This window comes from Shewanella sp. 6_MG-2023, assembly GCF_030547195.1.
Classification (GTDB): Bacteria; Pseudomonadota; Gammaproteobacteria; order Enterobacterales; family Shewanellaceae; genus Shewanella.
In genome coordinates this window covers 20,759-44,914 of sequence record NZ_JAUOQU010000038.1, presented here as the reverse complement: position 1 = coordinate 44,914, position 24,156 = coordinate 20,759, and the positions used below count along the sequence as shown (strand labels likewise).

The window sequence follows — 24,156 nt, the reverse complement described above, 5'->3', positions numbered from 1 at the left end:
TACACCGTCTCTGACGGCAGTCTCAGCGACATCGGCCTGCTCACCATCAATGTGGGCGAAGTGAACGATGCCCCTGTGATTAACAATTATCAAACTCAAATCAATGAATCTGTTGCAAATGGCACTGTGATTTATGATGTTGATGAAGCGACAACATCTAACGACACTGATATCGATGGTGATTCACTGACCTATACCTTTGTTTTATCTAATGGTTCAGAAAGCTTAACCAGTGAGAATAGTGCATTTATCATTGATCAAAATACTGGTGTAATCTCAGTAAATGACACTAACCAGATTAATTCTGAGCAGTCTTCTCAATTTAATTTAACAGTGAAAACCTCTGATGGTAGTTTAAGTGATACTGCAATTGTGACTATCGATTTAAACACTGTCGATGCTGTCGATGATGCTGTTGGAAGTACTTTCTCAACCACTGCAGACTCATCCAACGGTTGGGTAAGTCCTACAAATGCTGATGGCGAAGCAGACTTTGTGATTAGCGCCAGAAATGCTGACGGCAGCACCGGAACACTGACTTATAACGATGGAACCAATCAATTAGGTGTCGGGGGCTCGCCAAGGTCTACAGATCAAGTAGAGAATCAAATTGAATATGATTCTGCATCAGGAACATCAGAAGCGATTGTCATTGATTTCAATGGCCTAGTTAATGAAGCAACCTTTAGTGTTTCTAGAATGTTTGCTGATGAAAATAGTGGTGAGCAAGGTACTTGGTACGCTTATTACAATGGTCAATTGGTCGCAACCGAAACCTTTTCAACAACTAGTGGCACAACCGGCACATTTACAATTAATACTGGCAGCCTTGTATTTGACCAGCTGGTATTTGAAGCTGCACCAACTATTAGTGAAGCAAATGGAGGGCCACAGCTCACTGACTCCTCAGACTACTACTTAGACTCTGTCACTGTCACAGGACCTGCACTAGTTGATGCTTATGTTGTCAATGAAAACGCAACATTAAGCATCACAGAAATCTCTGAAGGCTTATTAGCAAATGATATTGATGCTCAAGGTCATACGTTCACAATAAGTCATGTCAATGGCGACAATTTAGTTGATGGGGAAGTAATAACTCTCCCAAGTGGCGCGTTATTGACAATTAATGGCGATGGTACCTATAGCTATAATGCCAATAATGCATTCCGTAATTTATCTGCAGGTGAAGTCACAACTGACAGTTTCACTTATACGATTACCGATGAATATGGAGCAATAGATACCGCTACTGTAACTATCAATGTTATTGGACTTGATGAAGACGTCATCATCAATACCCCCGATGTGCTTCTAGTCGATGAATCTGCCTTAGCTGATGGTACTGGCTTTGTAAATAACGGGCAAACATTAGCAAGTGGTTCAACAAATATAGAAGTTAATGATGGCTTAGACCGTCTTGAAATTCGAAATGGGCTTAATACGAGCACATTAACACTCGCTTCATTGCTCGTAGCTTCTGTAGCTAACCCAATTGTGATTGCAGGGGAGTATGGAACGTTAACGATTACTGGTTATAACGATGGTTTACTTGATTATAATTACTCCATAAATAGCGCACAAAATCATACTGGATCAAATAGTGAGTCACTATCTGATAATTTCCAAATAACTGCTTACGATATAGATGGTGATAGTGCCTCAGCAACATTATCTGCCGGAATTATTGATGACTTTTCAAAAGCAACAAATGATAACGTCACTATTGAGGTACTTGAAGATTCATTCGCTATTATAGGTGGTGTGCAAGCAACTTGGCTCTCGACAATTGGTGGCGCTAATATTGTCCGTTATGACGGTGATATCGGTAATGGCGGAGAAGATAACGATAGTGAATTCGATCAAATACGTTGGGGTAATCCTGTAACTGCAGGTCTGAAATCTGGATATGGCTTCATTGATAATGACACAGCTTTAAACGGCGAACTTGCTCTTAATCAGGATATTGTTTTAGGAACCTTTACTCATTATAACTATCCCATATACTCAGGAAGCTCCATAACAGGGGCTTCAATGGATGTGGTATTTAATGTCATAGACGCCTTTGGTGTTGTCACACCTGTAACATTAACCCTGAATTTAGCTCACAATGAAACGCCAAATGACGGACCAAATCCTGATGATATTGTAACTATCGAACAAACTAATGTAACGTTTAACTATGAAGGCGAACTTTATACTATTCAAGTAATTGGTTTTATAGATGAAAATGGTGATGTGGTAACTTCCATTTATACTGAAGAAAATGCCGCAACAAGCTACGATTTAGTTATAAGAATGGTTGCAGGTAATGGATACGAGTTACCGTATATCGAAGGTAATGTCATTGATAATGATATTACAGGAGCAGATGTTGATACGGTTGTGGTTGGTGTGGAGACTGGGGATCAAAGTGATACGAGCATCGTTGGAAATATAGGTACTGTGATCACAGGCACATACGGTAACTTGGTTATCAATACCGATGGTAGCTATCGTTACGATGTCACCATGGATAATAACCTTATCCCTGACAATGCCGTAGAAACTTTTACTTATACAATTAGAGATTCCGACGGCGATGAATCAAGTGCAACACTTTCTATAGACGTTAGCTTGGTTAATGTACAAGGAGTTCCTACTTCCACGTCTGATAATCTCAACGTAGAAGGTTCAAACTTAGCCGATGAAATTATTGTATTAGATGGAGAAAATGGCACTCAGAAACAGCTCAATGTTAGTTTCGGTGGAGGATTATTCGGACAAATAACTAACTCTGATGGTAATTTGATTACAGACAATGGCAGCAACCTTACTAGCTTTAGTCAGAATAATAAGCAAATTATAAGCAGTAGTGAGGGTCATGACCATATCGAAACAGGTAAAGGAAATGACACTATTTATGCGGGTGCAACAGGATCAACTAATTATCAATCAGATGATGAACTTGAGTTAACTTCCGAAGAAATTGATACTCATCACATCATGACAGGCACACTTTCGGGCGCCGATAGCATAATAGATACTAATGGATTATTACTTACAGAGGACGTTACTTCAGCACAAGTAGATGCGGTCAATGGAGGTAGTGGCAATGATTCTATATTCGGTCAATCAGGCTCCGATATTCTTTATGGTCATACAGGAGACGATAATATCGATGGTGGCAGCCATAATGATGGGCTTAGAGGCGGTGAAGGCAATGACACCCTAATAGGAGGTCTAGGTGATGACATCATGCGTGGCGATAGTGGCAATGACACCTTCGTCTGGCAACAAGGTGAATTTGGTGCTGACCATATTACCGACTTCAACGTAAGCGAAGATAAGCTTGATTTAAGTGACATACTCGTGAACGAAGAGTACTCATCTTTAGAAGATTTGCTAAACATTACTGAAGCTAATGGATCTACCACTATTAGTATTGATGCAAATGGTGATGATGTCTTTGAACAACAAATTATTCTCGATGGAATCGAACTATCATCAATATATAGCAGCAATGAAGATGGGGTCATTATTAACGGATTAATTAATGATGGCGCTTTAATTGTCGATACCACAAATGAAGCTCCGGCTCCAAATACTATTATTGATCCTTTAGATCATAATCCAGATGGTAATATTATTCCTTAAATACAACACTTTGTTGACGCTACGTAGTAATATGTAAGCGTCAACTAAAGAGATTGTTAATAATTATAAATATGAAGGATCTATATTAGGTGCCAGCAACTGCATCAAACAATCAAGAGCAATGGACAATTTCGGCCTCACAACGTACCACGGTCGATCCATTGCTAGATTGTCTCGTTTTAATGACCGAACATTTTGGTTCGCCATGCTCAAGTGACTCACTTGCGGCAGGCTTGCCATTAACTGGCGCTAACATCACCCCTGATTTATTACCTCAAGCCGCCTCGCGCGGCGGTTTATCGGCGAAATTAACCCGTAAAGACCTTAATCAAATATCAGCTATTTTACTGCCTTGTATTTTACTGCTTAAAGACAAAAAAGCCTGCATATTACATAGCCTTGATATCGATGCTGACAAAGCAACCATTCAATTACCCGAAACCGGTGGAGAAGAAGTTCTCACCATTGAAGAACTAGAAACCCTTTATGTGGGTTATCTATTTCTGGTTAAACAAGAGTTTCGTGGCGATAACAGTTTTGATGTACACATTCACGATAATAGTACCCATTGGTTACTGCAAAGCATTAAAGACTCAGCGCCTATTTACCGCGATGCCTTAATCGCCTCAGTACTGGTCAATTTATTTGCCTTAGTGTCACCGCTGTTTATCATGAATGTGTACGATAAAGTGGTGCCTAATTTAGCCTTCGAGTCATTATGGGTACTGGCTATAGGTGCTGGTATAGCGTATTTATTTGATCTTATTTTACGCCAATTACGCAGCTATTTAATTGATGTTGCAGGTAAAAAAGTCGATATTATTGTCTCATCAAAGTTATTTGCCAAAGCGATAGGCATTCCTTTGTCAAAGCGCTCCCCCAGCGTCGGCGGCATGGCAAGGCAATTAAGTGAATTTGATAGTATTCGAGAGATTTTAACCTCAGCGACCATCACCACCTTAGTGGATCTTCCTTTTGCCCTACTGTTTGTCACCATTATTTATATTGTTGCCGGCGACTTAGCGGTGATCCCAGTGCTTGGTGGCATAATCATTATTGGCTTTACGCTCTACATCCAACCCAAACTTAAAGCCGCAATTGAAGAAAGTAACCGCTTTTCAAGCCTTAAACACGGCCATTTGATTGAAAGCTTAACCGCATTAGAGTCTATTAAAGCCAATGGCGCTGAAGGCTTAGTGCAAAAAAGTTGGCAGCAGATGATAGGCCACACCGCCAACTGGCAGCTTAAATCTAAAAAACTTACTAATGCCGTCAGTAATGTGGCTAACTTTGTGGTGCAGCTTACCGTCGTCTGTGTGGTAATCCTTGGGGTATATCGAGTGGCAGATAACGCTATCTCAATGGGCGGCATTATTGCCGCTGTAATGCTATCAAGCCGCGCAATCTCACCAATGGCGCAGCTTGCAGGTCTTATTACCCGTGGCAACCAAACCGCAAGCTCGCTACGTCAACTTGACGAGGTGATGAATCAAGAAGAAGAGTTTGAAAACAGGGGCCACTTGGTTAGTAAACAGCGCTTACAAGGTAAAATTGATGCTGATAACATCGCTTTTAGCTTTCCTGAAGCCGAAAGACCTGTGCTACATCCGCTTTCCGTCCACATAAAACCCGGTGAGCGTATTGCTATTATCGGCCGTAATGGCTCAGGCAAAAGTACCTTAGCAAAACTGTTAGTTGGCTTGTATAAACCCACTCAAGGCAGCCTGCGTTACGATGGCTTAGATGCGGGTCAAATTCACCCCAGTGATTTACGTAAAAATTTCGGCTATTTGCCCCAAGATGTGACCCTTTTTCATGGTTCTATTAAAGATAATATTCTTTTTGGCACCCGTCAGGTGACAGAGCATCAACTTATTCGTGCAGTGCAGCTTTCTGGGGTCAGTATGTTTACTAACCTTGAGTCTGAAGGTTTAGATCAGCAAGTAGGTGAAGGCGGCTTGTCATTAAGCCGAGGGCAACGTCAAACCGTTGCATTAGCAAGAGCAACCTTAAATGATCCGCCCATCTTATTAATGGATGAACCAACAGCCAGTTTAGATGCTCGCGCTGAAAAACAGTTTATTCGCTCAATGGAGCATGTCAGTAAAGACCGCACTTTATTACTGATCACCCATAAGATGCACTTATTACGTTTAGTTGATCGCATTATCGTACTTGATAAGGGCCATATTGTTGCCGATGGCCCCAAAGATCGCGTGCTTGAAAAACTCAATAATGGCTTACTTGCAGGAGGGCGCAGTTAATGACTAACAAGCTCTCTAACCATGATTTAGACATGGTCGATGATGTTTATGGTGCCATGATGACCGAGTCACCACGTGGTCATCACCTAATCATTTGGTCAATTGCGGCCATGTTTATCTGCTTCTTTATTTGGGCCTATTTTTCTGAATTAGATCAGGTAACTTCAGGAATGGGCAAAGTTATCCCCTCTTCCCAAGTGCAACTCATTGATAGTTTGGATGGTGGCGTACTACAAGAAATCTATGTCCAAGAAGGCATGATAGTCACCAAAGGTCAGCCATTAGTCAAAATTGATGACATTCGCTTCCGCTCAGATTTCGCTCAACAAGAACAAGAGGTTTATAGCTTACAAACTAATGTGATCCGCCTGCGAACCGAGCTAGATAGTATTGTTATTTCTGACATGTCTTCAAACTGGCGCGAGCAAGTTAAAATCACGAAGCAGCCATTAGTTTTTCCTGATGAGATTATCAATGATGAGCCTAACTTAGTTAAAAACCAACAAGCTGAATACAGCGGCCGTTTAGATAATCTCAGCAATCAGTTAGAAATTTTGGTGCGCCAAATTCAGCAGCGCCAACAAGAAACTGAAGAGTTAAGCTCTAAAATTATCACCCTAACCAAAAGCTATCAGCTGATTTCACGGGAATTAGAACTCACTAAACCCCTAGCACAAAAAGGTATCGTTCCAGAAGTTGAGCTATTAAAACTTGAACGTACTGTTAATGACATTCAAGGTGAGCTTAAAACCTTACGTCTACTGCGGCCTAAATTAAAAGCCACTATGGATGAAGCTATCCTTAAACGCCGTGAGGCGGTATTTGTTTACGCTGCTGATTTACGCGCCCAATTAAATGAAATGCAAACTAAGCTATCTAGGATGAACCAAGCGCAAATAGGCGCGTTCGATAAGATCAGCAAAGCCATTATTACCTCACCCGTTAACGGCACCATTAAAACCCTACACATGAATACCTTAGGGGGTGTGGTACAACCAGGTGAAGAGATTATTGAAATTGTGCCATCAGAAGATCAGCTACTGATTGAGACTAAGATAACCCCACAAGATATTGCATTTTTACACCCAGGATTACCCGCAATCGTCAAAGTGACCGCTTATGACTTTACCCGCTACGGCGGCCTCAAAGGCACCGTAGAGCACATTAGTGCCGATACCAGTTTAGATGAAGAAGGCAACAGCTTTTATACCATCCGAGTACGAACCAAAGAATCAAATTTGATAAAAAAAGATGGCACACAGATGCCAATTATTCCGGGAATGCTTACCTCAGTAGACGTAATAACCGGACAAAGAACAATCCTTGAGTATATTTTAAACCCTATTTTAAGGGCTAAAGAAACTGCACTTCGAGAGAATTAAACAAAAAACCTGGAGGGTTTTTTACATGAAATTGAATATAACCCAGTGTCGTAAGTTAAGTATTTTGGCATTGGCAATGTCTGCATTTTTTGCAGTACCTACTCTAAACGCGCAATCGTTAGAACAAGCTGTCGCCCATACTTTGGATACTAATCCAGAGTTGCGTATTGCCTTTAATCGCTTTAAAGCCCGTGAGGAGCAAGTTAATCAAGCTGTGGCAGGTTATATGCCAACAGTTGATTTAACCGGCGCCTATGGTTGGGAGCAAACGGACAGCCCCTCAACCCGACGTAAAAGCCAGCCTGGTAACGATAATTTAGATGATGGCGTTATGGAGCTCGAACGTGGTGAAGCAGGTTTTAGCATCAAACAGATGTTATTTGACGGCTTCTATACCAGCAGTGAAGTTGATCGCTACTCATTTGAAGCCAGTGCTGAACAGTGGGCATTATTTGCCGCTGCTGAAGATATCGCTTTAGAAGTAAGTAAGGTTTACACCAATTACATTAAAGCTGAGCAGCTATTAGTGTTATCGGAAAAAAACCTCAGAAGTCATGAAGAAATATACGACCAAATTAAGCAGCGCACCGAATCAGGCTTAGGCTCCATTGCTGATTTATCGCAAATATCAGGTCGATTAGCTCGTGCTAACGCTAATGTTATGGCAGCTAAAAATAACCTATTAGATGCGAAAGCACAGTATATTCGTATTGTCGAAAAAGAACCTGATAACTTAGTTGCACCAGTGCCAGATATGGATTTGATGCCTGATAATATCGCTGAAAGCGTGCTGATGGCCCAAGAAAATCATCCGATCCTTAAATCTGCCAATAGCGATATTAACGCCGCAGATAAAGAACGAAAATCAGCGCAGTCAAATTACTATCCAAAGTTCTCATTAGAATTAAATGGTAATTGGAATAATGATGTAGATGGTGAAGATGGTTACGGCACTGGCAGTGCTCTCAACCCTAATGTCGGCGGCCATAATAACGATTTAGTCGGCATGGTACGAGTTAAATACAACCTTTTCTCAGGTGGTAAAGATCTCGCACGGGAAAAGGAAGCTGCTTACAAAATCAATGAGGCCAAAGAAATTCGTCAACGGGCACATCGCCAAGTTATTGAAGGGGTGCATTTATCTTGGAATGCTTATGAGATGCTAGCACCGCAAAAACGCTATATTCGCGACCATGTGATTGCCTCTAAAGATACCCAAGTAGCTTATTCTCAACAGTTTAATTTAGGCCAACGTAGCTTGCTGGATTTACTCGATACTGAAAATGAGCTGTTTCAAGCCCGTAAAGATTACCTGCAAACTGAGTTTGACGAAACGGCGGCAAAATATCGGCTGCTAAATGCAACGGGTAGATTGCTTGACTCGTTGCGGGTCACACGTCCAGATATTTGGCAAGGTGAACGTGATTATGAAGGTGGAGTAAGATGATGAAATATTTGTTTTTGCTACTTGTAATAAGCTTAGCGACTGGCTGTTCGATGCGAGACATTGTCACTATGGATACGGCCACGCAACAAGAGTTTGATCTTAATGATAATGATAATGACGGTGTGATTATGGCCCGTGAGCGCTGCTTAGAAACGGTCATTGGTGCTGATATCGACAATTATGGCTGCGCCACCGTAAGCAAAATTAATGAGCGCCAGGAGTTACACATTCTGTTTGAAAATGACTCAGCAGACATTAACCCACGCTTTTATCAGCAAATTGAACAAATTGCGCAATTAATGAAGCTGTACCCTAGCACCAATGTCACCATTGAAGGCCATTGCAGTAAAACCGGTAGCTATGAGCATAATCTACACTTATCTCAAGCCAGAGCACAAAACGTTACCCAAATATTAGCTGACACTTTTGCTATTAATCCGTCAAGGCTCAATGCCATTGGCTATAGCTACGATAGACCTATTGATGAATCTGACTCAGCCGAGGCTAATGAGGCTAACCGCCGGGTTATTGCTGAAGTGACTGGCGATGATTCAAAAACAGATATGAAGTGGCACATTTATACTGTTGATCAGTAAAAATTGTCATTGAGGTGCTAACAGTTGCCTGATAATGGCCGTTCGAGGTTAGAACGTATAAAACAATGTTGTCATTATTCACTGCTAGCATCTGCTTTGATGGTATCGGGGCTTTTTGCCGCGCCACCAGCGCAAATTGATGCAAAAAAAACCATTAATGCTTTAACTGAGCATTACGGTGAAAGAGCTGGAAAACGCGCCACAGCTTGGTTCAAAATCATCAATGAAGCACCGCAACTTGATGAGCTTGCCAGGCTAGAAAAGGTTAACCGTTTCTTTAACTTATTTAAGTTTGTTGACGATAAAGCCTTATGGGGCGAGTCTAATTATTGGGCTTCTCCGATGGAGTTTATTGGGGTCAATGCTGGTGATTGCGAAGATTTTTCTATCGCTAAATACTTTACCTTACTCCAAGTTGGTATACCTGAAGATAAACTCAGAATTACCATGGTAAAAGCCAAAACAGTAAACCAGTACCACATGGTGCTAGCTTACTATGAAACACCAGGCGCGGTACCACTGGTTTTAGACAATCTAGACCCGATAATAAAACCCGCGACAATGAGAAATGATTTAATACCTGTTTATAGTTTTAATGGTAAACAGTTATGGCTCAACAAAGAAAAAGGCCGAGGTGTGCTTGCTGGCTCCTCGTCACGTCTTGAAAAATGGAATGATTTAAAACTTAGATTGGGTATCGACCGCTTGCGTCAACCCAAACAAAAAATGGAGCAGTGACCAAGATGACCCTCTTTCGTCAAATCTATGCGTTACTTTTTGGTTTATTTTTACTGGTGGTGATCAGCTTAGGTTACGTGCAGTTTACTGAGACCCAAAGTTTCTTGAGTAAGCAGATGGAATCAGATTTAAATAATGCCAGTCATTCCCTTGGTATTATGCTCGTCCCTGCCCTTGAAAATGGTGATGATGTTGGCGCAGAAACCCTAGTCAATGTGATATTTGAAGGCGGTTATTACCAGCAAATTAAACTCACTTGGCTGGTTGATGGTAAGCAACAAGTGTGGAATAACGCCATCAGAATCGACGGTGTACCGCAGTGGTTTATTGACCTTGAGCTATTTAAAAGCATCACCAAAGAGACTGTCTTAACCTCAGGCTGGCTGCAATTAGCTAAAATAGAAATTACCGCTCACCCTGGGTTTGGCTACCATGAACTGTGGCGGATTATTTCTAATACCATTATCATTTTTTCCATTCTATTTTTATTGGCTATCGTCTGCGCTCGCTTTGGCTTAGGCTTTATTTTAAAACCGTTACACGACCTTTCAATTCATGCAAAAAAAGTGGCTAATCAGCAGTTTGGACCTGATATGCCAATGCCTAAAACTAAAGAGCTGCAAGAGTTAGTAAGTGCATTTAATAGCATGTCGGCACAACTTAAACAGGTATTTAACTCACTGGATGAAGAAGTCTCAGCCCTACGTAAGAAAAACCTCGTCGACCAGGTTTCAGGGCTGCCAAATCGACAATATATGGTCAGTCGAATTAATGGCTGGTTAGCAGAGCCTAGCAGTGGAGCAATATTCTTAGCCAAATTTGACTGGTTAGAAACAGTGCACAGTAAATATGGTTATCAAGTACGTGATGAAACCATTAAATTGCTGTCACAAAAGCTGCAGCACCATTTAGATGAGGTAGCACCTTCTGTTATTGGCCGTATTGCCGCCTATGAATTTGCTTTTTTGATCGCCGATGTTGAACATGAACAGCTAACTAAATACTTACAAACCTTACTCAGAACCCTTAATAAGGAAATATCAAAAGCAGGTTGTAAGCCCAACGAAGGCTTTGCGATTGGTGTTGCAGAGCGCATTGGTCAAATGACCGTCAGTGATATTTTAGCCCAAGCTGACAATGCACTGCAGCAGTCACTAAAAGACAATAAAGTGTTTCATTGGTTTGAAACCGACGAACAACAATTATTTAGCCGTGAGCAATGGCGCACTAATCTCACCGATGCGATTCGAAATAAAAAATTCCAGTTCAGATGGCAGCCTATTTTGCTCAATCGCAAAAAAGAGGTATGCCAGCGGGAAGTTTACTGCCAACTTACCGTCGACGACAAATTGCAACACGCAGGTCAATTTATGCCTTATGTTGAGTTATTGTCATTAGGCACCTTGCTGGATCAATGTTTAATTGAAACTGTGGTAGAAAACCGACTTTTAGAGCGAAATTATGAGCCACTCGCTATTAACCTCACCTTTCAAAGTATTAGTGATATTCATTTTCACACTTGGTTGCAGCAGTTTTTACGTCATTGCAATTTCCCTGAAAGGATCTGTTTTGATATACCTGAAGCCAGTGTTTATAGTGATTTAGAAAACTGTGAAAAGTTATGCCATATTATTCGTGATAACGGGGCAACATTTGGTATTGATCATTTCGGCCGTCAATTTGGTTCAATGGCCTATTTACAAAGCCTGCGCCCAAGTTATGTCAAACTGGATCAATCCTTTGCCTATATGGAAGATGACCAACACAATATTGAGCTATGTAGAGCCTTATCGAATGTGGCCAAAGGCTTAGATATTCAAGTCATAGTCACCGGAATACAGCAGCAAACACAGTTAGAACGTTTTGCCTCCATGCGACTTGATGCTTACCAAGGCTTTATTTCACCGCCGGTTTCCATCAACATTTAATTTATCAGCCAATAAGGTAATTCATACCCAAAAAACCACATGCAAATGTGGTTTTTTATTATCTGTAACCTGCATTAATGTATAACAAACCCAGCGATACTAACTAAACGTACCAACCATTGAGGTAACAAGGGAGTAGCTAAAAGGGATGATGCTGCACAAGGTGTTTATTTGAAATACAAAAAAGCCACTCATTGAGTGGCTTTTTTGTTAAATGTGGTCGGTGATAGAGGATTCGAACCTCTGACCCTCTCGTCCCAAACGAGATGCGCTACCGGGCTGCGCTAATCACCGAAATTTTTACTGATATTCTAAGTCTTATAAGGTCAACCCTTTGCTTCACTCTAAAAGAGTGAGTGACGCGTTATCAACAACGCTATTCACTGAATGTAACTTTTTATACGGTAGGCCAATCTGATAGGATCAAAATAAATCACTAATTGGAATACTAAAATTTGGTCGGTGATAGAGGATTCGAACCTCTGACCCTCTCGTCCCAAACGAGATGCGCTACCGGGCTGCGCTAATCACCGAAGATGTTGCAATTACGACACTTCTAAAAGAAGTTAAATTGAATGGGGTGACTGATGGGGCTCGAACCCACGACAACCGGAATCACAATCCGGGGCTCTACCAACTGAGCTACAATCACCACTGACCTTTCAATTTTGCTAACAAGCTACTGTACCGAATGGTGCGCCCAGAAGGATTCGAACCTTCGGCCTTACCCTCCGGAGGGGTACGCTCTATCCAGCTGAGCTATGGGCGCTCGCCTTGGTTAGCGACGCACATAATAGGGATAAATCAGCTTCACGTCTACCTTTGTTTTTAATTTTTTTTCTGTTTGCTCATGTTTTGACTGAATTGGGATATTTTTGAGCATTTTTAATTATAAACTCATGTTGGTTCACATTATTGGTTAAGTTTCATATACTGAAACGTCAGTAAAAAGTCTTAAAGGAATTAAGGGCGTGCTATGGAAAAGGGAACCTTCCCCATATTTAGTTCAGATAATGTTGAGCACCTCAAAAGAAGAGTGTCACGACTAAGGCGTTTGCTAAGCAAATACAAACGTGCTGAAGTAATCCAAAATGCATTACTGGAAATTTCCAACATTGCCACTAACGCCATCTCCCTTGATGCTTTTTATCATGGCGTTCACTCTCACCTGCAAAAACTTATCCACGCTGATAACTTCTTTATTGCTGAACTCGATACCGACAGCAGTATTATTAGCTTGCCTTTTTTTGCCGATGAAAAAGATCCCCATCCAAGTGAGCTTTATCCCGATGAAGAAATATCAGCGCTGCTCAAACGGGGGATTACTGGCTACGTACTGAGAACTGGCGAGCCATTATTGTGTGATGATCAAGGTTTTGAGTCACTGGTAAAAGCAGGCGAAATAGATGACTTAGGTTCAGCCTGCCTGCAATGGTTAGGGGTACCAATTAAGCATAATGATAAGGTCACTGGCGTATTAGTTGTTCAAAGCTACAGTGATGACATCATATATGGTGAATTAGAATTAGAATTAATGGGCTTTATTTGCCACCATATCTCTGGGGTAATGGAACGTTTGCGTCATAATGAAGAGCTCGAAATTGCCATTGTGCAGCGAACTAAAGAGCTCAGTGATGCCTACGAAAAAGTAAAACAAGAGGTACAAGAGCGCGTAAAAGCTGAAAAGTTGCAATCAGCACTGTTTCAAATTGCAGATCTGTCGACCTCTGATGTTAGCCAATCTGTATTCTATCCACAGATCCACAAAATCATCAGCCAACTTATTCCTGCAGAAAATTGTTTTATCTCTTTAGTTAATAAAGCAAGCAATACGCTTTCTTTCCCCTTTTATGTCTCTAAGATGGCTTCAGAGCCGCCTAAGCCTCGTCCAATGCAAGATGGGCTAACAGAATATATTCTTAAGCATAAAAAGCCGCTACTGCTGCGCCAGCAAGATATTCAAGCATTAATTAAAGCCGGTGACATCTACGGCCATAATCCAGACTTAAACCACACTCACGCAATGGTGCAATGGATTGGTATTCCATTATTCATCCACGGTGAAGTCACCGGTGGGTTAACGATATACAGCTTAAGCGATAACGACTCTTTTGCGGTTAAAGATCTTGAGTTACTGACCTTTGTGTCACAACACATTGCCAATGCCATAGAAAAGAAATTAGCCGCAGAGCAGCTAAAAAGAAGTCATGAATTATTAGAAGACAAAGTCCAAAAGCGCACCCATGCTATCGCTGAAATGAATGACAATTTGCAGCGACAAATTATGCAGCGTAAAAAGATCGAAGCCCAATTAGTCTTTGATGCCAAACATGATAATTTAACCGGCTTACCCAATCGTAGCTTCTTTATGGAGCGCTTATCCCAAACCATTAAACATCTTAGGCGTAATAAAAATGAACAATGTGCATTATTGTTTATCGACTTAGATGGCTTTAAACAAATTAACGATACTTTAGGTCATTTAGAAGGGGATCGATTTTTAATTGAAACCTCAAAAAGATTAAAAGCGTGTATCCGTGATAACGATACCCTTGCACGTTTAGGCGGTGATGAATTTGTGATACTGCTAGACTCAATTCATCGTAAACAAGATGCTGAAGATGTCAGTGAACGCATACTTAAAGCCATCGCTCAGCCGTTTACATTAACCAGCCAACAGGTAATCTCCGGCGCTAGTATTGGCGTGGCTTATAGCGCAAAGAACACCTCCTATGACAGCGAGTCTATTTTACGTCATGCTGACACTGCTATGTATCAGGCAAAAGCCAAAGGTAAAGGTTGTTATGTGGTGTTTGATCAGCACATTGAGCAACACTTTAATCAAAGAGTGGAATTAGAGCAGGACTTCCAGCAGGCATTAGAAAATCACCATATAAATGTTAATTTAATCCCCGTGGTCGATTTTGATGGTCTGAGCATTTTGGCTTATGAGCCCATAGCCTCTTGGCAACACGCTACACATGGTAGTATCAGTCACCAACAACTGCAGTCATTGGCGAGTAAAACCCAAACTATCACCATTTTTGATGACTATATATTTAAATATATCGATAGTGGCTATAAGGCGTTAACTGACACCCTGGGCCACGCGCCACAAATTCACATGTCACTATCAAGCAAGCATATTAAGTTGAAATACGACTTACGAAGCTTAAAAAACACCATCAAAAATAGCCAAATCAGTCCAAGCCATTTATGGGTATTTTTCCATGAAAAAGCCTTCGTTAAAGACCGAAAAAACCATATCACGGCCTTTGATACTTTAACTGAGCTTGAGGTTAATATCGGCATTAATGGTTATGGCACAGGTTATAGCTCGTTAAGCAGCCTCAGCTTCTTGCCAATAAAAGCCCTTAAACTCGATGCTGACGCGAGCCAACACTTACTGAATAGCAAACAATTGCAATTGGCTAAAGCATATTGCCTCATTGCATCGACCTTGGGGTTTGAAATGTTTGCTGATGGAGTTAATACTGACGAACAACTCACAGCGTTACGACAGCTGGGGTACTACCAAGGTCAAGGGCGCTTATTCTCTGCTAACGACATCTGTATAAAAACGCAGTTAGAGAAAATAGCTGACACCCAACAAGGTGCGGAGTGTCAGTTAGCTAAGCTTACTTCTTAAACATATCTCGCAAGTTAGCGATATTGCTTTTACCGGTTTGCAGCCTTTCTTGCTCAGTTTGCTTTGGTTTACGGTTTTCCCAAATCAAGTCATCTTGAGGCAGTTCCATCAAAAAACGGCTTGGCTCACAGCGCATGGTTTCACCAAACTGGCGCCGTTCACGACACATAGTAAACCATAATTCTTTCTGTGCTCGGGTGATCCCCACATAAGCGAGTCGGCGCTCTTCATCGACATTGTCTTCATCAATACTCGACTGATGCGGCAAGATGCGCTCTTCGGTGCCCACCATAAACACATAAGGGTATTCGAGGCCTTTCGATGCATGTAGGGTCATCAGCTGTACTTGATCGCCGCCTTCATCCTCTTGGTTACGTTCCATCATGTCACGCAAGGTCAAACGGGTAACGACTTCAGGTAAGGTCATTGGTTCGTCCAAATCATCACCTTCAAGCATTTGAGTCACCCATTTATACAGCTCTGAAATATTCTTCATCCGCATTTCAGCTGCTTTAGCGCTGGTGCTGGTTTCATACAAATAATCTTCGTAGTTAATTTTACGAATAAGCTGCTTAATGGCGTCTACCGGTTCACCGCGGCTAGCTACTTCGCCGGTATCGACTATGAATTTACCAAACTGATATAACGACCCCATTGCCGCTGGCGACAGATGATGGTTTAGCTCAGCTTGAAAAATCGCTTCAAATAACGAGATGTGCTTTTCATTGGCATAACTGCCTAAACGCTCCAGTGTTGCAGGGCCAATACCACGTTTAGGAAGGTTAACAACCCTTAGGAAGGCATTATCATCATCTGGATTCACCACCAAGCGCAGGTAAGCCATAATGTCTTTAATTTCTGCGCGTGCAAAAAACGAAGTGCCACCTGAAAGCTTATAAGGAATGCGGTTAGTCATTAATGCACGTTCTAATAACCGCGATTGATGGTTACCCCGATACAAGATGGCATAATCACCAAACTGAGTACGGCCAACGAATTTGTGACGAATAATCTCCGCTACCACCCGCTCTGCTTCTTGCTCTTCATTGGCAGCAAATAGCACCCTAAGCGGCTCACCGTAGGCTAGCTCACTGAATAAGGTTTTTTCATACACATGGGGGTTATTAGCAATTAAGATATTGGCCGCACGTAAAATACGTTGGCTAGAGCGATAATTTTGCTCTAGCTTAATCAAGCGCAGTTGCGGAAAATCTTTCCCTAGTAACACCAAATTTTGCGGTTTAGCACCACGCCATGAATAAATCGATTGATCGTCATCACCTACCACGGTAAATCGCGCACGCTCGCCAACTAACAGCTTCACCAGCTCATATTGGCTAGTATTAGTATCTTGATACTCATCCACCAGCAAGTATTGAATACGGGTCTGCCAGCGGGTTCTTACTTCTTCATTATGACGCAACAATAACGTCGGCAATAAAATCAGATCGTCAAAATCCAGCGCATTGTAGGCTTTCATTTGCTGGGCATAGCGCTGATAAAGCTTGGCAAATAATTGAGTTTGTTCGTCACCGCCACGTTTGAGCGCTTGATCAGGTACGACTAAATCACCTTTCCAGTTTGAAATGGCGCTAGCAAGCGCTTTGATGAGGTCTTTATCTTCTTCAAGCTCATCTTCTGTGAGCTCTTTTAATAATGCAAAGGTGTCTTGGTCATCAAACAGTGAGAAGCCAGCTTTTAAGCCCACCACTTTATATTCACGTTTAAGAATTTCTAAGCCTAAGGTATGGAAGGTTGAAATCCACAAACCGCGAGCTTCTTTACGCCCCATTGACTGCGATACACGCTCTTTCATCTCACGGGCGGCTTTATTGGTAAAGGTCACCGCGGCAATATTGCGCGCCTTGTAGCCACACTTTTCAACTAAGTATGCAATTTTGTTAATAATTACCCGAGTTTTACCACTACCCGCCCCCGCTAAAACCAAGCAAGGTCCAGAAACATAGTGAACGGCATCATTTTGCCCAGGATTTAACTTCATGCTAACTAGATCACCAATAACGAAAATAAAAGGATCGTGATCATACCAGAAACCGCCAAGCTGCAATTAAAAATATCGATCGTTATGGTATTTTCGATCGTAATACTAAAAGTGACAAATGAAGGAGCAAACAATGGTGATTGCTTTGGAAAACGCCTCCGCCTCAGGTACAATCGAGCTAACAAACAGCTAATTTTAATATGGAATTGATAATGATTAATCCTAAAAAACTTGAAGAAGTTGCCAAGCAACTGAGTGATAATCTTCCTAGTGGCGTAAAGCAATTTGCCGGTGAATTTGAAGAACGTTCAAAGCAAATTCTACAAAACCAATTAATGAAATTAGATGTGGTCTCTCGCGAAGAGTTTGAAGTTCAGCAGCACGTGTTATTAAAAACCCGTGAAAAGCTTGAAGCACTGCAAGCCCAAGTGGATGAATTAGAGAAAAAGTTCTCAGCTGAGTAGAAAATCGCTGGTATTTTCAGCCATCACCATGGCTAAAAAGCAATAAAAATGGCATCCAATTGGATGCCATTTTTGTATAACATTTACATCAACCTGCTTAGTTCAGCGCTTCTTCTAAAGCACGTAAACACAAGGCAACATTTTCGCGTCTAGCGCCGTAGCCCATCAAACCAATGCGCCAGGCTTTACCCGCTAATGCCCCAAGGCCCGCACCGATTTCTAGGTTATAGTTTTCCAGCAACTGTTTACGCACTGCAGCGTCATCAACACCTTCAGGGATAAACACCGCATTGAGTTGTGGTAAACGGCACGCTTCATCAACAACAAAAGTAAGCCCTAGTTTTTCAAGGCCGGCACGCAGTAACTGATGCATATCAGCATGACGTTGCCATGCGTTTTCTAAGCCTTCATTGGCCAAAATACGTAATGACTCATGCAGTGCATAAAGGGCATTTACAGGCGCGGTATGATGATAGCTGCGTTTTGCGCCACTATCTTTACTACCCCAATAACCCATTACCAAGGTTTGATCGAGGAACCAACTTTGAACAGGTGTTTTACGTTGCTTTAATTTCTCAACCGCTTTGGCTGAAAAAGACACTGGCGAAATCCCAGGCACGCATGATAAACACTTTTGGCTACCTGAATAGATGGCATCAATGCCCCAATCATCCACTCGTAATTCAACGCCGCCCAGTGATGTCACCGCATCGACAATGCTTAAGCAATCATGTTGCTGCGCTAATGCGCATAAGCTTTTAGCATCAGATACTGCGCCAGTAGAGGTTTCAGCATGGACAAAGGCTAAGAATTTGGCATCAGGGTTGGCTTGCAGCGCTGCTTCAACTGCGGATACTGAAACAGGTTCGCCCCATTCGTTATCAACCACAATCGCAGTCGCGCCGACGCGCTCAACATTTTGGCGCATACGTTCGCCAAACACCCCGTTACGACAGACGATGACTTTCTCACCTGGCTCAACCAGGTTGACAAAACAGGTTTCCATGCCAGCGCTACCTGGCGCAGACACAGCTAGGGTCATTTCATTTTCAGTTTGAAATGCATATTGAATCAGCGCTTTTAGCTCATCCATCATGGCGACGAATAAAGGGTCTAAATGACCAATGGTGGGTTTTGCTTGCGCAGCAAGCACTTCAGGATAGACATCTGAAGGCCCTGGCCCCATAAGGGTGCGGCGAGGTGGATTAAAGGCACTAATTTTTGAAACAGCATTTGACGAAACAGATAACATCAAAGTCTCCTTGGCTCGAGGTCTAGTTAGTAATAGCTCAATGAAACCTACATTTTTAATTGTTTTTATGCCACCGAATATAATTTCGTTTGTGGCCACCGTTAACAGGCGACTGAGACAATAACACACAGATAACCACAAAATCGCTATCTGCATGAAATTTATTGTCATGCTCTGCTATATGCTAACACTCGGCTGAAAATGCTCAGACTGCTATTATTGAGCCGTATTTAAAAACAGCTGATAGGCTGGACTTTGGGTTTCTTCTTGATAAACAAAACCAAGCTCAGTTAAAAATTGCTGAAACGCTTCGCCGTCACTGGCGGGCACTTCAAAACCTGCTAACACACGACCGTAAGCGGCGCCGTGGTTACGATAATGGAATAGACTGATATTCCATTGGCTTTGCAGGGTAGTTAAAAACTTAAATAACGCCCCTGGATGCTCAGGAAACTCAAAGCTGAATAAGCGTTCATCCAATGGCTCAGGCGGGTGACCACCGACCATATAACGCACATGTAGCTTGGCGGTTTCATCATGGGACAAATCTTGTACTTCAAAGCCATCGCTTTCTAGATTTGCGATAATATCATCAAGCTCAGCTTGGCCATTTGACAGGCGAATACCTGCAAACACCACCGCTTTATCACGGCTGGAGAAACGATAATTAAACTCAGTCATGGCGCGTTTCTCTAACAGCTCACAAAAGCGTAAAAATATCCCCGGACGCTCAGGGACTTTAACCGCTAAAATAGCTTCTTTTTGCTCGCCTAGCTCGCAGCGCTCAGAGACATAACGCAAGCTATGAAAATTGACATTAGCACCTGACAAAATCGAAGCCACTTTTAACGGCTTATCTGCGTCATTGGCCACATGCTGTAGATACTTTTTCATCCCCGCGGTTGATAACGCCCCTGCAGGTTCAGCAATGGCGCGGGTGTCTTCAAAAATGTCTTTTACTGCGGCGCAGATTTCGTCTGAGGTAACGGTAATGACATGGTCAACATAGTCTTTGGCGACTCTAAATGGCTCTTCACCGATACGCTTAACCGCGACGCCATCAGCAAATAAACCCACTTGACTTAGTGTTACTGGCTCGCCCGCAGCTAATGCCGCTTTTAAACAAGCAGCATCTTCAGGCTCTACGCCAATAATTTTAACCTGTGGCATAACCGCTTTATAATAAGCCGCAATGCCTGCAATTAAACCACCGCCGCCTACAGGCACAAACACCACATCAATATCACGCTGCTGTTGCAGCATTTCTTGAGCTATGGTGCCTTGACCTGCGATCACCGCTTCATCATCAAAAGGGGCAATATACACTCGGCCTTCGGTTTCAGATAAGGCTTTGGCGTAATCATTGGCTTGATCAAATGCCTGACCGTGGAGCACCACATTGCCACCTAAGCGCTTTACCGCATCGATTTTAATTTCGGGGGTTGTCGTCGGCATCACAATCACCGCACTAATGCCAACGCTTGCCGCCGACATTGCCACCCCTTGGGCGTGATTACCTGCAGAGGCGCATACCACACCTGCAGCAGCTTGCTCAGGGGTTAGCTGCGCAATACGATTATAGGCACCACGCAACTTAAAAGAATGCACTGGCTGCATGTCTTCACGTTTTAAATACACGTCACAGCCAAAGCGTGCCGATAGCTTTTTCATGCTCGATAGCGGCGTTACTTTGGCGACGTCATACACAGACGACAATAGGATCTTCTGTAAATATTGCTGAGCTAAGGGCATGGGCGTTAACTCCAGTTGCGTTGCTGATGCCAAGGATTGCATGGATTAACCTTCTAATTTACTGCGATCGCGCACAGCACCTTTATCGGCACTGGTGGCTAATAATGCATAAGCTTTAAGTGCCAAAGATACGTAACGCTCACGAGATACTGGCTTCCATGCAAGTGGCCCCTTTGCTTCCATAGCAGCGCGGCGACGCTCAAGTTCACTATCTGCAACGGCTAATTTGATTGAACGTGAAGGAATATCGATTTCAATGGTATCGCCATTTTCAACCAGTGCAATGGTGCCACCAGCAGCTGCTTCTGGTGAAATATGACCGATTGATAATCCTGAGGTACCACCAGAGAAACGACCATCAGTAATCAATGCACATGCCTTACCTAAACCGCGAGATTTAAGGTACGTCGTTGGATAAAGCATTTCTTGCATACCAGGGCCGCCTTTAGGGCCTTCGTAGCGAATAACCACCACTTCACCAGCAACCACTTCACCACCTAAAATACCTGCTACGGCATCATCTTGGCTTTCATAAATGCGCGCTGTACCCACAAAGGTCAGGTTTTCTTCATCCACACCGGCCGTTTTTACAATACAGCCATTTTCAGCCACATTGCCTGAAAGTACCGCTAAGCCGCCTTCTTGGCTAAAGGCATTTTCACGGGTACGAATACAACCTTCTTTACGATCATCATCGACACTGTCCCAATAACAATCTTGGCTGAAGGCTGTTTGTGTTGGAATACCTGCAGGTCCTGCACTATAAAAGCGTCGTACAGCTGCATCTTGTGTTTGGGCAATATCATATTTAGCCAATACTGATTTTAAATTGCCGCCATTATCCGCTGCCACATGGGGAACGTCACTATGCAGTAAGCCAGCTCTATCTAGCTCACCTAGAATACCCATCACCCCACCAGCACGATGAACATCTTCCATATGGTACTTTGGCGTTGAAGGCGCGACTTTACAAAGGTGCGGCACCATACGCGACATTCTATCGATATCAGCCATAGTGAAGTCCACTTCACCTTCTTGTGCTGCAGCAATAAGATGCAATACGGTATTTGATGAACCACCCATGGCAATATCTAGCGCCATGGCATTTTCAAAGGCTTTAAAAGAGGCAATATTGCGCGGCAAAACACTGGCATCGTCATCACGATAATAGCGGGTGGCGAGATCCATGATGCGCGTACCTGCTTCTAAAAATAAGTTACGACGCGCAGCATGAGTCGCTAATAACGAGCCATTACCAGGTAGTGATAAACCTAAAGCTTCTGTTAAGCAGTTCATAGAGTTGGCGGTAAACATTCCTGAACAAGAACCACATGTTGGGCATGCACTACGTTCAATCTGCTTACTGTCTTCATCACTGACATTGGTATCAGCGCCAGCGACCATGGCATCGACTAAGTCAAGTTTGATAATTTTATCTGAAAGCTTGGTTTTGCCCGCTTCCATTGGCCCGCCAGAGACAAATATCACTGGGATATTGAGCCTTAGCGCTGCCATCAACATGCCAGGAGTAATTTTATCGCAGTTAGAAATACACACTAGCGCGTCTGCACAATGGGCATTAACCATGTATTCAACGCTGTCAGCAATCAGCTCACGTGATGGCAAGCTATAAAGCATGCCGCCATGACCCATGGCGATACCATCATCGACGGCGATGGTGTTAAATTCTTTGGCAATACCACCTGCTTCTTCAATTGCGCCAGCAACCAATTGGCCCATATCTTTTAAATGCACATGGCCTGGTACGAACTGAGTAAACGAGTTCGAGATGGCAATAATTGGCTTACCAAAGTCAGTTTCTTTTACACCTGTTGCACGCCAAAGGGCACGTGCGCCAGCCATGTTACGACCTTCGGTACTGGTTGCTGAGCGTAGTTTAGGCATTGTCTTATCCTTTCCTTGTAATACTGCTTTAACCATTTTATTTGAGTCATTTACATGATGCGGTAACCATTGAAAGTAAACTGATTCAAATTGTAATAGTCGTTTAATTTATAATTATTTTAAATGGATTGAAGCTGTTTATTTAGCTCATAACTCTTGATTTAGCTCAAGGCTGCTTATTAAGCTCAAGGCTATTGAGTTAGCGGCTCTAGCCAGCCCCACTTATCTTCTGTCTCTCCGTTAAATAAACCAAAGAAACTTTGTTGTATTTGTTGTGTCACTGGGCCACGTTTGCCTGCGCCAACCTCAATACGGTCAACGCTTCTTACTGGCACTATTTCTGCGGCGGTGCCGGTCATGAAGATTTCGTCAGCAACATATAAAAATTCCCGCGCCATGGCTTCTTCAATCACTTCGTATCCGAGCTCTTTGGCTAACACCATAATCGTGTCACGGGTAATGCCTTTTAAGATGGCTGCGGTTGCAGGCGGGGTATATATTTTGCCATTTTTGACAATAAACAAATTGGCCCCAGCGCCTTCACTAACTAAACCGTTAGTATCTAATGCGATACCTTCATCAAAACCGTTACGCTTTGCTTCTGTAGAAATTAGCTGTGATGATAAATAATTACCGCCGGCCTTTGCCCCTGTCGGTATGGTATTAGGTGCTAGGCGCTGCCATGATGTCACTGCGACATCAACGCCGGCATCCATGCTCTCTTCGCCAAGGTAGGCGCCCCACGAAAAAGCCGCTACGACCATATCACATTGTGCGTCAATTGGCGGGGTGATCCCCATCCCTACATCACCCATAAATATTAATGGACGAATATAAGCGCTGGGTAAGTTATTTTTTAGCACAGAATCACTGCAAGCTTGCATGACTTGCTCAAAGCTAAAAGGCACATTCATTCGATAAATTTTGGCGGAATCAAATAAACGCTGCACGTGGTCGGTTAGCCTAAACCCTGCTGGGCCTAGATGAGTATCATAAATGCGAATACCTTCAAATACTGAAGAGCCATAATGCATTGCATGTGTCATCACGTGTACCTTAGCATCTTGCCAAGGCATAATTTCACCGTTAAACCATATAAGTTCTGATTGTGTCGCTGCCATAGTCTGTCCCTTAATCTATA

14 protein-coding genes and 4 tRNA genes are annotated in these 24,156 nt (G+C 42.7%); 9 read left to right on the top strand and 9 right to left on the bottom strand.

Annotation, left to right across the window (positions count from 1 at the left end; all coding sequences use genetic code 11):
- Positions 1-60 precede the first annotated feature (60 nt).
- The 7 genes from Q4533_RS17680 to Q4533_RS17650 all read left to right on the top strand — a co-directional run bounded on the left by Q4533_RS17680 (position 61) and on the right by Q4533_RS17650 (position 11,991).
- The gene (locus Q4533_RS17680; protein ID WP_368389907.1) at positions 61-3,636 is read left to right on the top strand and encodes a choice-of-anchor K domain-containing protein; all 3,576 of its coding nucleotides are present in this window, start codon (positions 61-63) and stop codon (positions 3,634-3,636) included.
- Positions 3,637-3,725: 89 nt separating this feature from the next.
- Positions 3,726-5,900: a type I secretion system permease/ATPase gene (locus Q4533_RS17675; protein WP_303503573.1), complete on the top strand. Its 2,175-nt coding sequence runs from the start codon at positions 3,726-3,728 to the stop codon at positions 5,898-5,900.
- Complete coding sequence (locus Q4533_RS17670; RefSeq protein ID WP_102439728.1) at positions 5,900-7,282, top strand: HlyD family type I secretion periplasmic adaptor subunit; 1,383 nt, start codon at positions 5,900-5,902, stop codon at positions 7,280-7,282. Before Q4533_RS17675 ends, Q4533_RS17670 begins: the two co-directional genes overlap by 1 nt.
- Before the next feature lie 25 nt (positions 7,283-7,307).
- Positions 7,308-8,729: a TolC family outer membrane protein gene (locus Q4533_RS17665; protein ID WP_102439729.1), complete on the top strand. Its 1,422-nt coding sequence runs from the start codon at positions 7,308-7,310 to the stop codon at positions 8,727-8,729.
- Positions 8,729-9,325, top strand: a complete 597-nt coding sequence (locus Q4533_RS17660) for an OmpA family protein (protein ID WP_102439735.1) — start codon at positions 8,729-8,731, stop codon at positions 9,323-9,325. Before Q4533_RS17665 ends, Q4533_RS17660 begins: the two co-directional genes overlap by 1 nt.
- A 99-nt stretch (positions 9,326-9,424) precedes the next feature.
- Positions 9,425-10,063: a transglutaminase-like cysteine peptidase gene (locus Q4533_RS17655; protein ID WP_102475774.1), complete on the top strand. Its 639-nt coding sequence runs from the start codon at positions 9,425-9,427 to the stop codon at positions 10,061-10,063.
- A 5-nt stretch (positions 10,064-10,068) separates the two neighbouring features.
- On the top strand, positions 10,069-11,991 hold the full coding sequence (locus tag Q4533_RS17650) for an EAL domain-containing protein (protein WP_102439731.1): 1,923 nt from the start codon (positions 10,069-10,071) through the stop codon (positions 11,989-11,991).
- Between the two features lie 217 nt (positions 11,992-12,208).
- On the opposite strand, the gene Q4533_RS17645 is transcribed toward Q4533_RS17650, so the two are convergent.
- The 4 genes from Q4533_RS17645 to Q4533_RS17630 form a co-directional block, all read right to left on the bottom strand.
- Positions 12,209-12,285 (bottom strand) — tRNA-Pro (locus tag Q4533_RS17645).
- Between the two features lie 162 nt (positions 12,286-12,447).
- Positions 12,448-12,524 (bottom strand) — tRNA-Pro (locus Q4533_RS17640).
- A gap of 43 nt (positions 12,525-12,567) precedes the next feature.
- A tRNA-His gene (locus tag Q4533_RS17635) sits at positions 12,568-12,643 on the bottom strand.
- Positions 12,644-12,683: 40 nt separating this feature from the next.
- Positions 12,684-12,760 (bottom strand) — tRNA-Arg (locus tag Q4533_RS17630).
- A 207-nt stretch (positions 12,761-12,967) separates the two neighbouring features.
- Here Q4533_RS17630 and Q4533_RS17625 point away from each other — a divergent pair.
- Positions 12,968-15,640 (top strand): diguanylate cyclase, encoded by a 2,673-nt coding sequence (locus Q4533_RS17625; protein ID WP_102439732.1) that lies wholly within the window; start codon positions 12,968-12,970, stop codon positions 15,638-15,640.
- Here the strand turns inward: Q4533_RS17625 and rep are convergent.
- Positions 15,630-17,642, bottom strand: a complete 2,013-nt coding sequence (rep, locus tag Q4533_RS17620) for a DNA helicase Rep (protein WP_102439733.1) — start codon at positions 17,640-17,642, stop codon at positions 15,630-15,632. The two genes, Q4533_RS17625 and rep, sit on opposite strands and share 11 nt — an antisense overlap.
- A gap of 212 nt (positions 17,643-17,854) precedes the next feature.
- Here rep and Q4533_RS17615 point away from each other — a divergent pair, with 212 nt between their 5' ends.
- The gene (locus tag Q4533_RS17615; RefSeq protein WP_076541888.1) at positions 17,855-18,106 is read left to right on the top strand and encodes an accessory factor UbiK family protein; all 252 of its coding nucleotides are present in this window, start codon (positions 17,855-17,857) and stop codon (positions 18,104-18,106) included.
- 97 nt (positions 18,107-18,203) lie between these two features.
- Here the strand turns inward: Q4533_RS17615 and Q4533_RS17610 are convergent, their stop codons facing one another.
- The 4 genes from Q4533_RS17610 to Q4533_RS17595 form a co-directional block, all read right to left on the bottom strand.
- Positions 18,204-19,358 carry an alanine--glyoxylate aminotransferase family protein gene (locus Q4533_RS17610; RefSeq protein ID WP_102475776.1) on the bottom strand — a complete coding sequence of 385 codons (1,155 nt, stop codon included), beginning with the start codon at positions 19,356-19,358 and terminating at the stop codon, positions 18,204-18,206.
- Between the two features lie 216 nt (positions 19,359-19,574).
- Positions 19,575-21,152: a threonine ammonia-lyase, biosynthetic gene (gene ilvA, locus Q4533_RS17605; RefSeq protein ID WP_303503571.1), complete on the bottom strand. Its 1,578-nt coding sequence runs from the start codon at positions 21,150-21,152 to the stop codon at positions 19,575-19,577.
- Positions 21,153-21,155: 3 nt separating this feature from the next.
- On the bottom strand, positions 21,156-23,015 hold the full coding sequence (ilvD, locus tag Q4533_RS17600) for a dihydroxy-acid dehydratase (protein ID WP_303503568.1): 1,860 nt from the start codon (positions 23,013-23,015) through the stop codon (positions 21,156-21,158).
- A 191-nt stretch (positions 23,016-23,206) separates the two neighbouring features.
- Entirely contained in the window at positions 23,207-24,136 is a 930-nt protein-coding gene (locus tag Q4533_RS17595) for a branched-chain amino acid transaminase (protein ID WP_102440068.1), read from the bottom strand.
- Between the last annotated feature and the right edge of the window lie 20 nt (positions 24,137-24,156).

Bases quoted from the DNA above. Each gene is read 5' to 3' on its own strand.
- Q4533_RS17670 (WP_102439728.1), top strand. From the start codon at position 5,900: ATGACTAACAAGCTCTCTAACCATGATTTAGACATGGTCGATGATGTT.
- Q4533_RS17665 (WP_102439729.1), top strand. From the start codon at position 7,308: ATGAAATTGAATATAACCCAGTGTCGTAAGTTAAGTATTTTGGCATTG.
- Q4533_RS17660 (WP_102439735.1), top strand. From the start codon at position 8,729: ATGAAATATTTGTTTTTGCTACTTGTAATAAGCTTAGCGACTGGCTGT.
- Q4533_RS17655 (WP_102475774.1), top strand. From the start codon at position 9,425: ATGGTATCGGGGCTTTTTGCCGCGCCACCAGCGCAAATTGATGCAAAA.
- Q4533_RS17650 (WP_102439731.1), top strand. From the start codon at position 10,069: ATGACCCTCTTTCGTCAAATCTATGCGTTACTTTTTGGTTTATTTTTA.
- Q4533_RS17625 (WP_102439732.1), top strand. From the start codon at position 12,968: ATGGAAAAGGGAACCTTCCCCATATTTAGTTCAGATAATGTTGAGCAC.
- rep (WP_102439733.1), bottom strand. From the start codon at position 17,642: ATGAAGTTAAATCCTGGGCAAAATGATGCCGTTCACTATGTTTCTGGA.
- Q4533_RS17615 (WP_076541888.1), top strand. From the start codon at position 17,855: ATGATTAATCCTAAAAAACTTGAAGAAGTTGCCAAGCAACTGAGTGAT.
- Q4533_RS17610 (WP_102475776.1), bottom strand. From the start codon at position 19,358: ATGTTATCTGTTTCGTCAAATGCTGTTTCAAAAATTAGTGCCTTTAAT.
- ilvA (WP_303503571.1), bottom strand. From the start codon at position 21,152: ATGCAATCCTTGGCATCAGCAACGCAACTGGAGTTAACGCCCATGCCC.
- ilvD (WP_303503568.1), bottom strand. From the start codon at position 23,015: ATGCCTAAACTACGCTCAGCAACCAGTACCGAAGGTCGTAACATGGCT.
- Q4533_RS17595 (WP_102440068.1), bottom strand. From the start codon at position 24,136: ATGGCAGCGACACAATCAGAACTTATATGGTTTAACGGTGAAATTATG.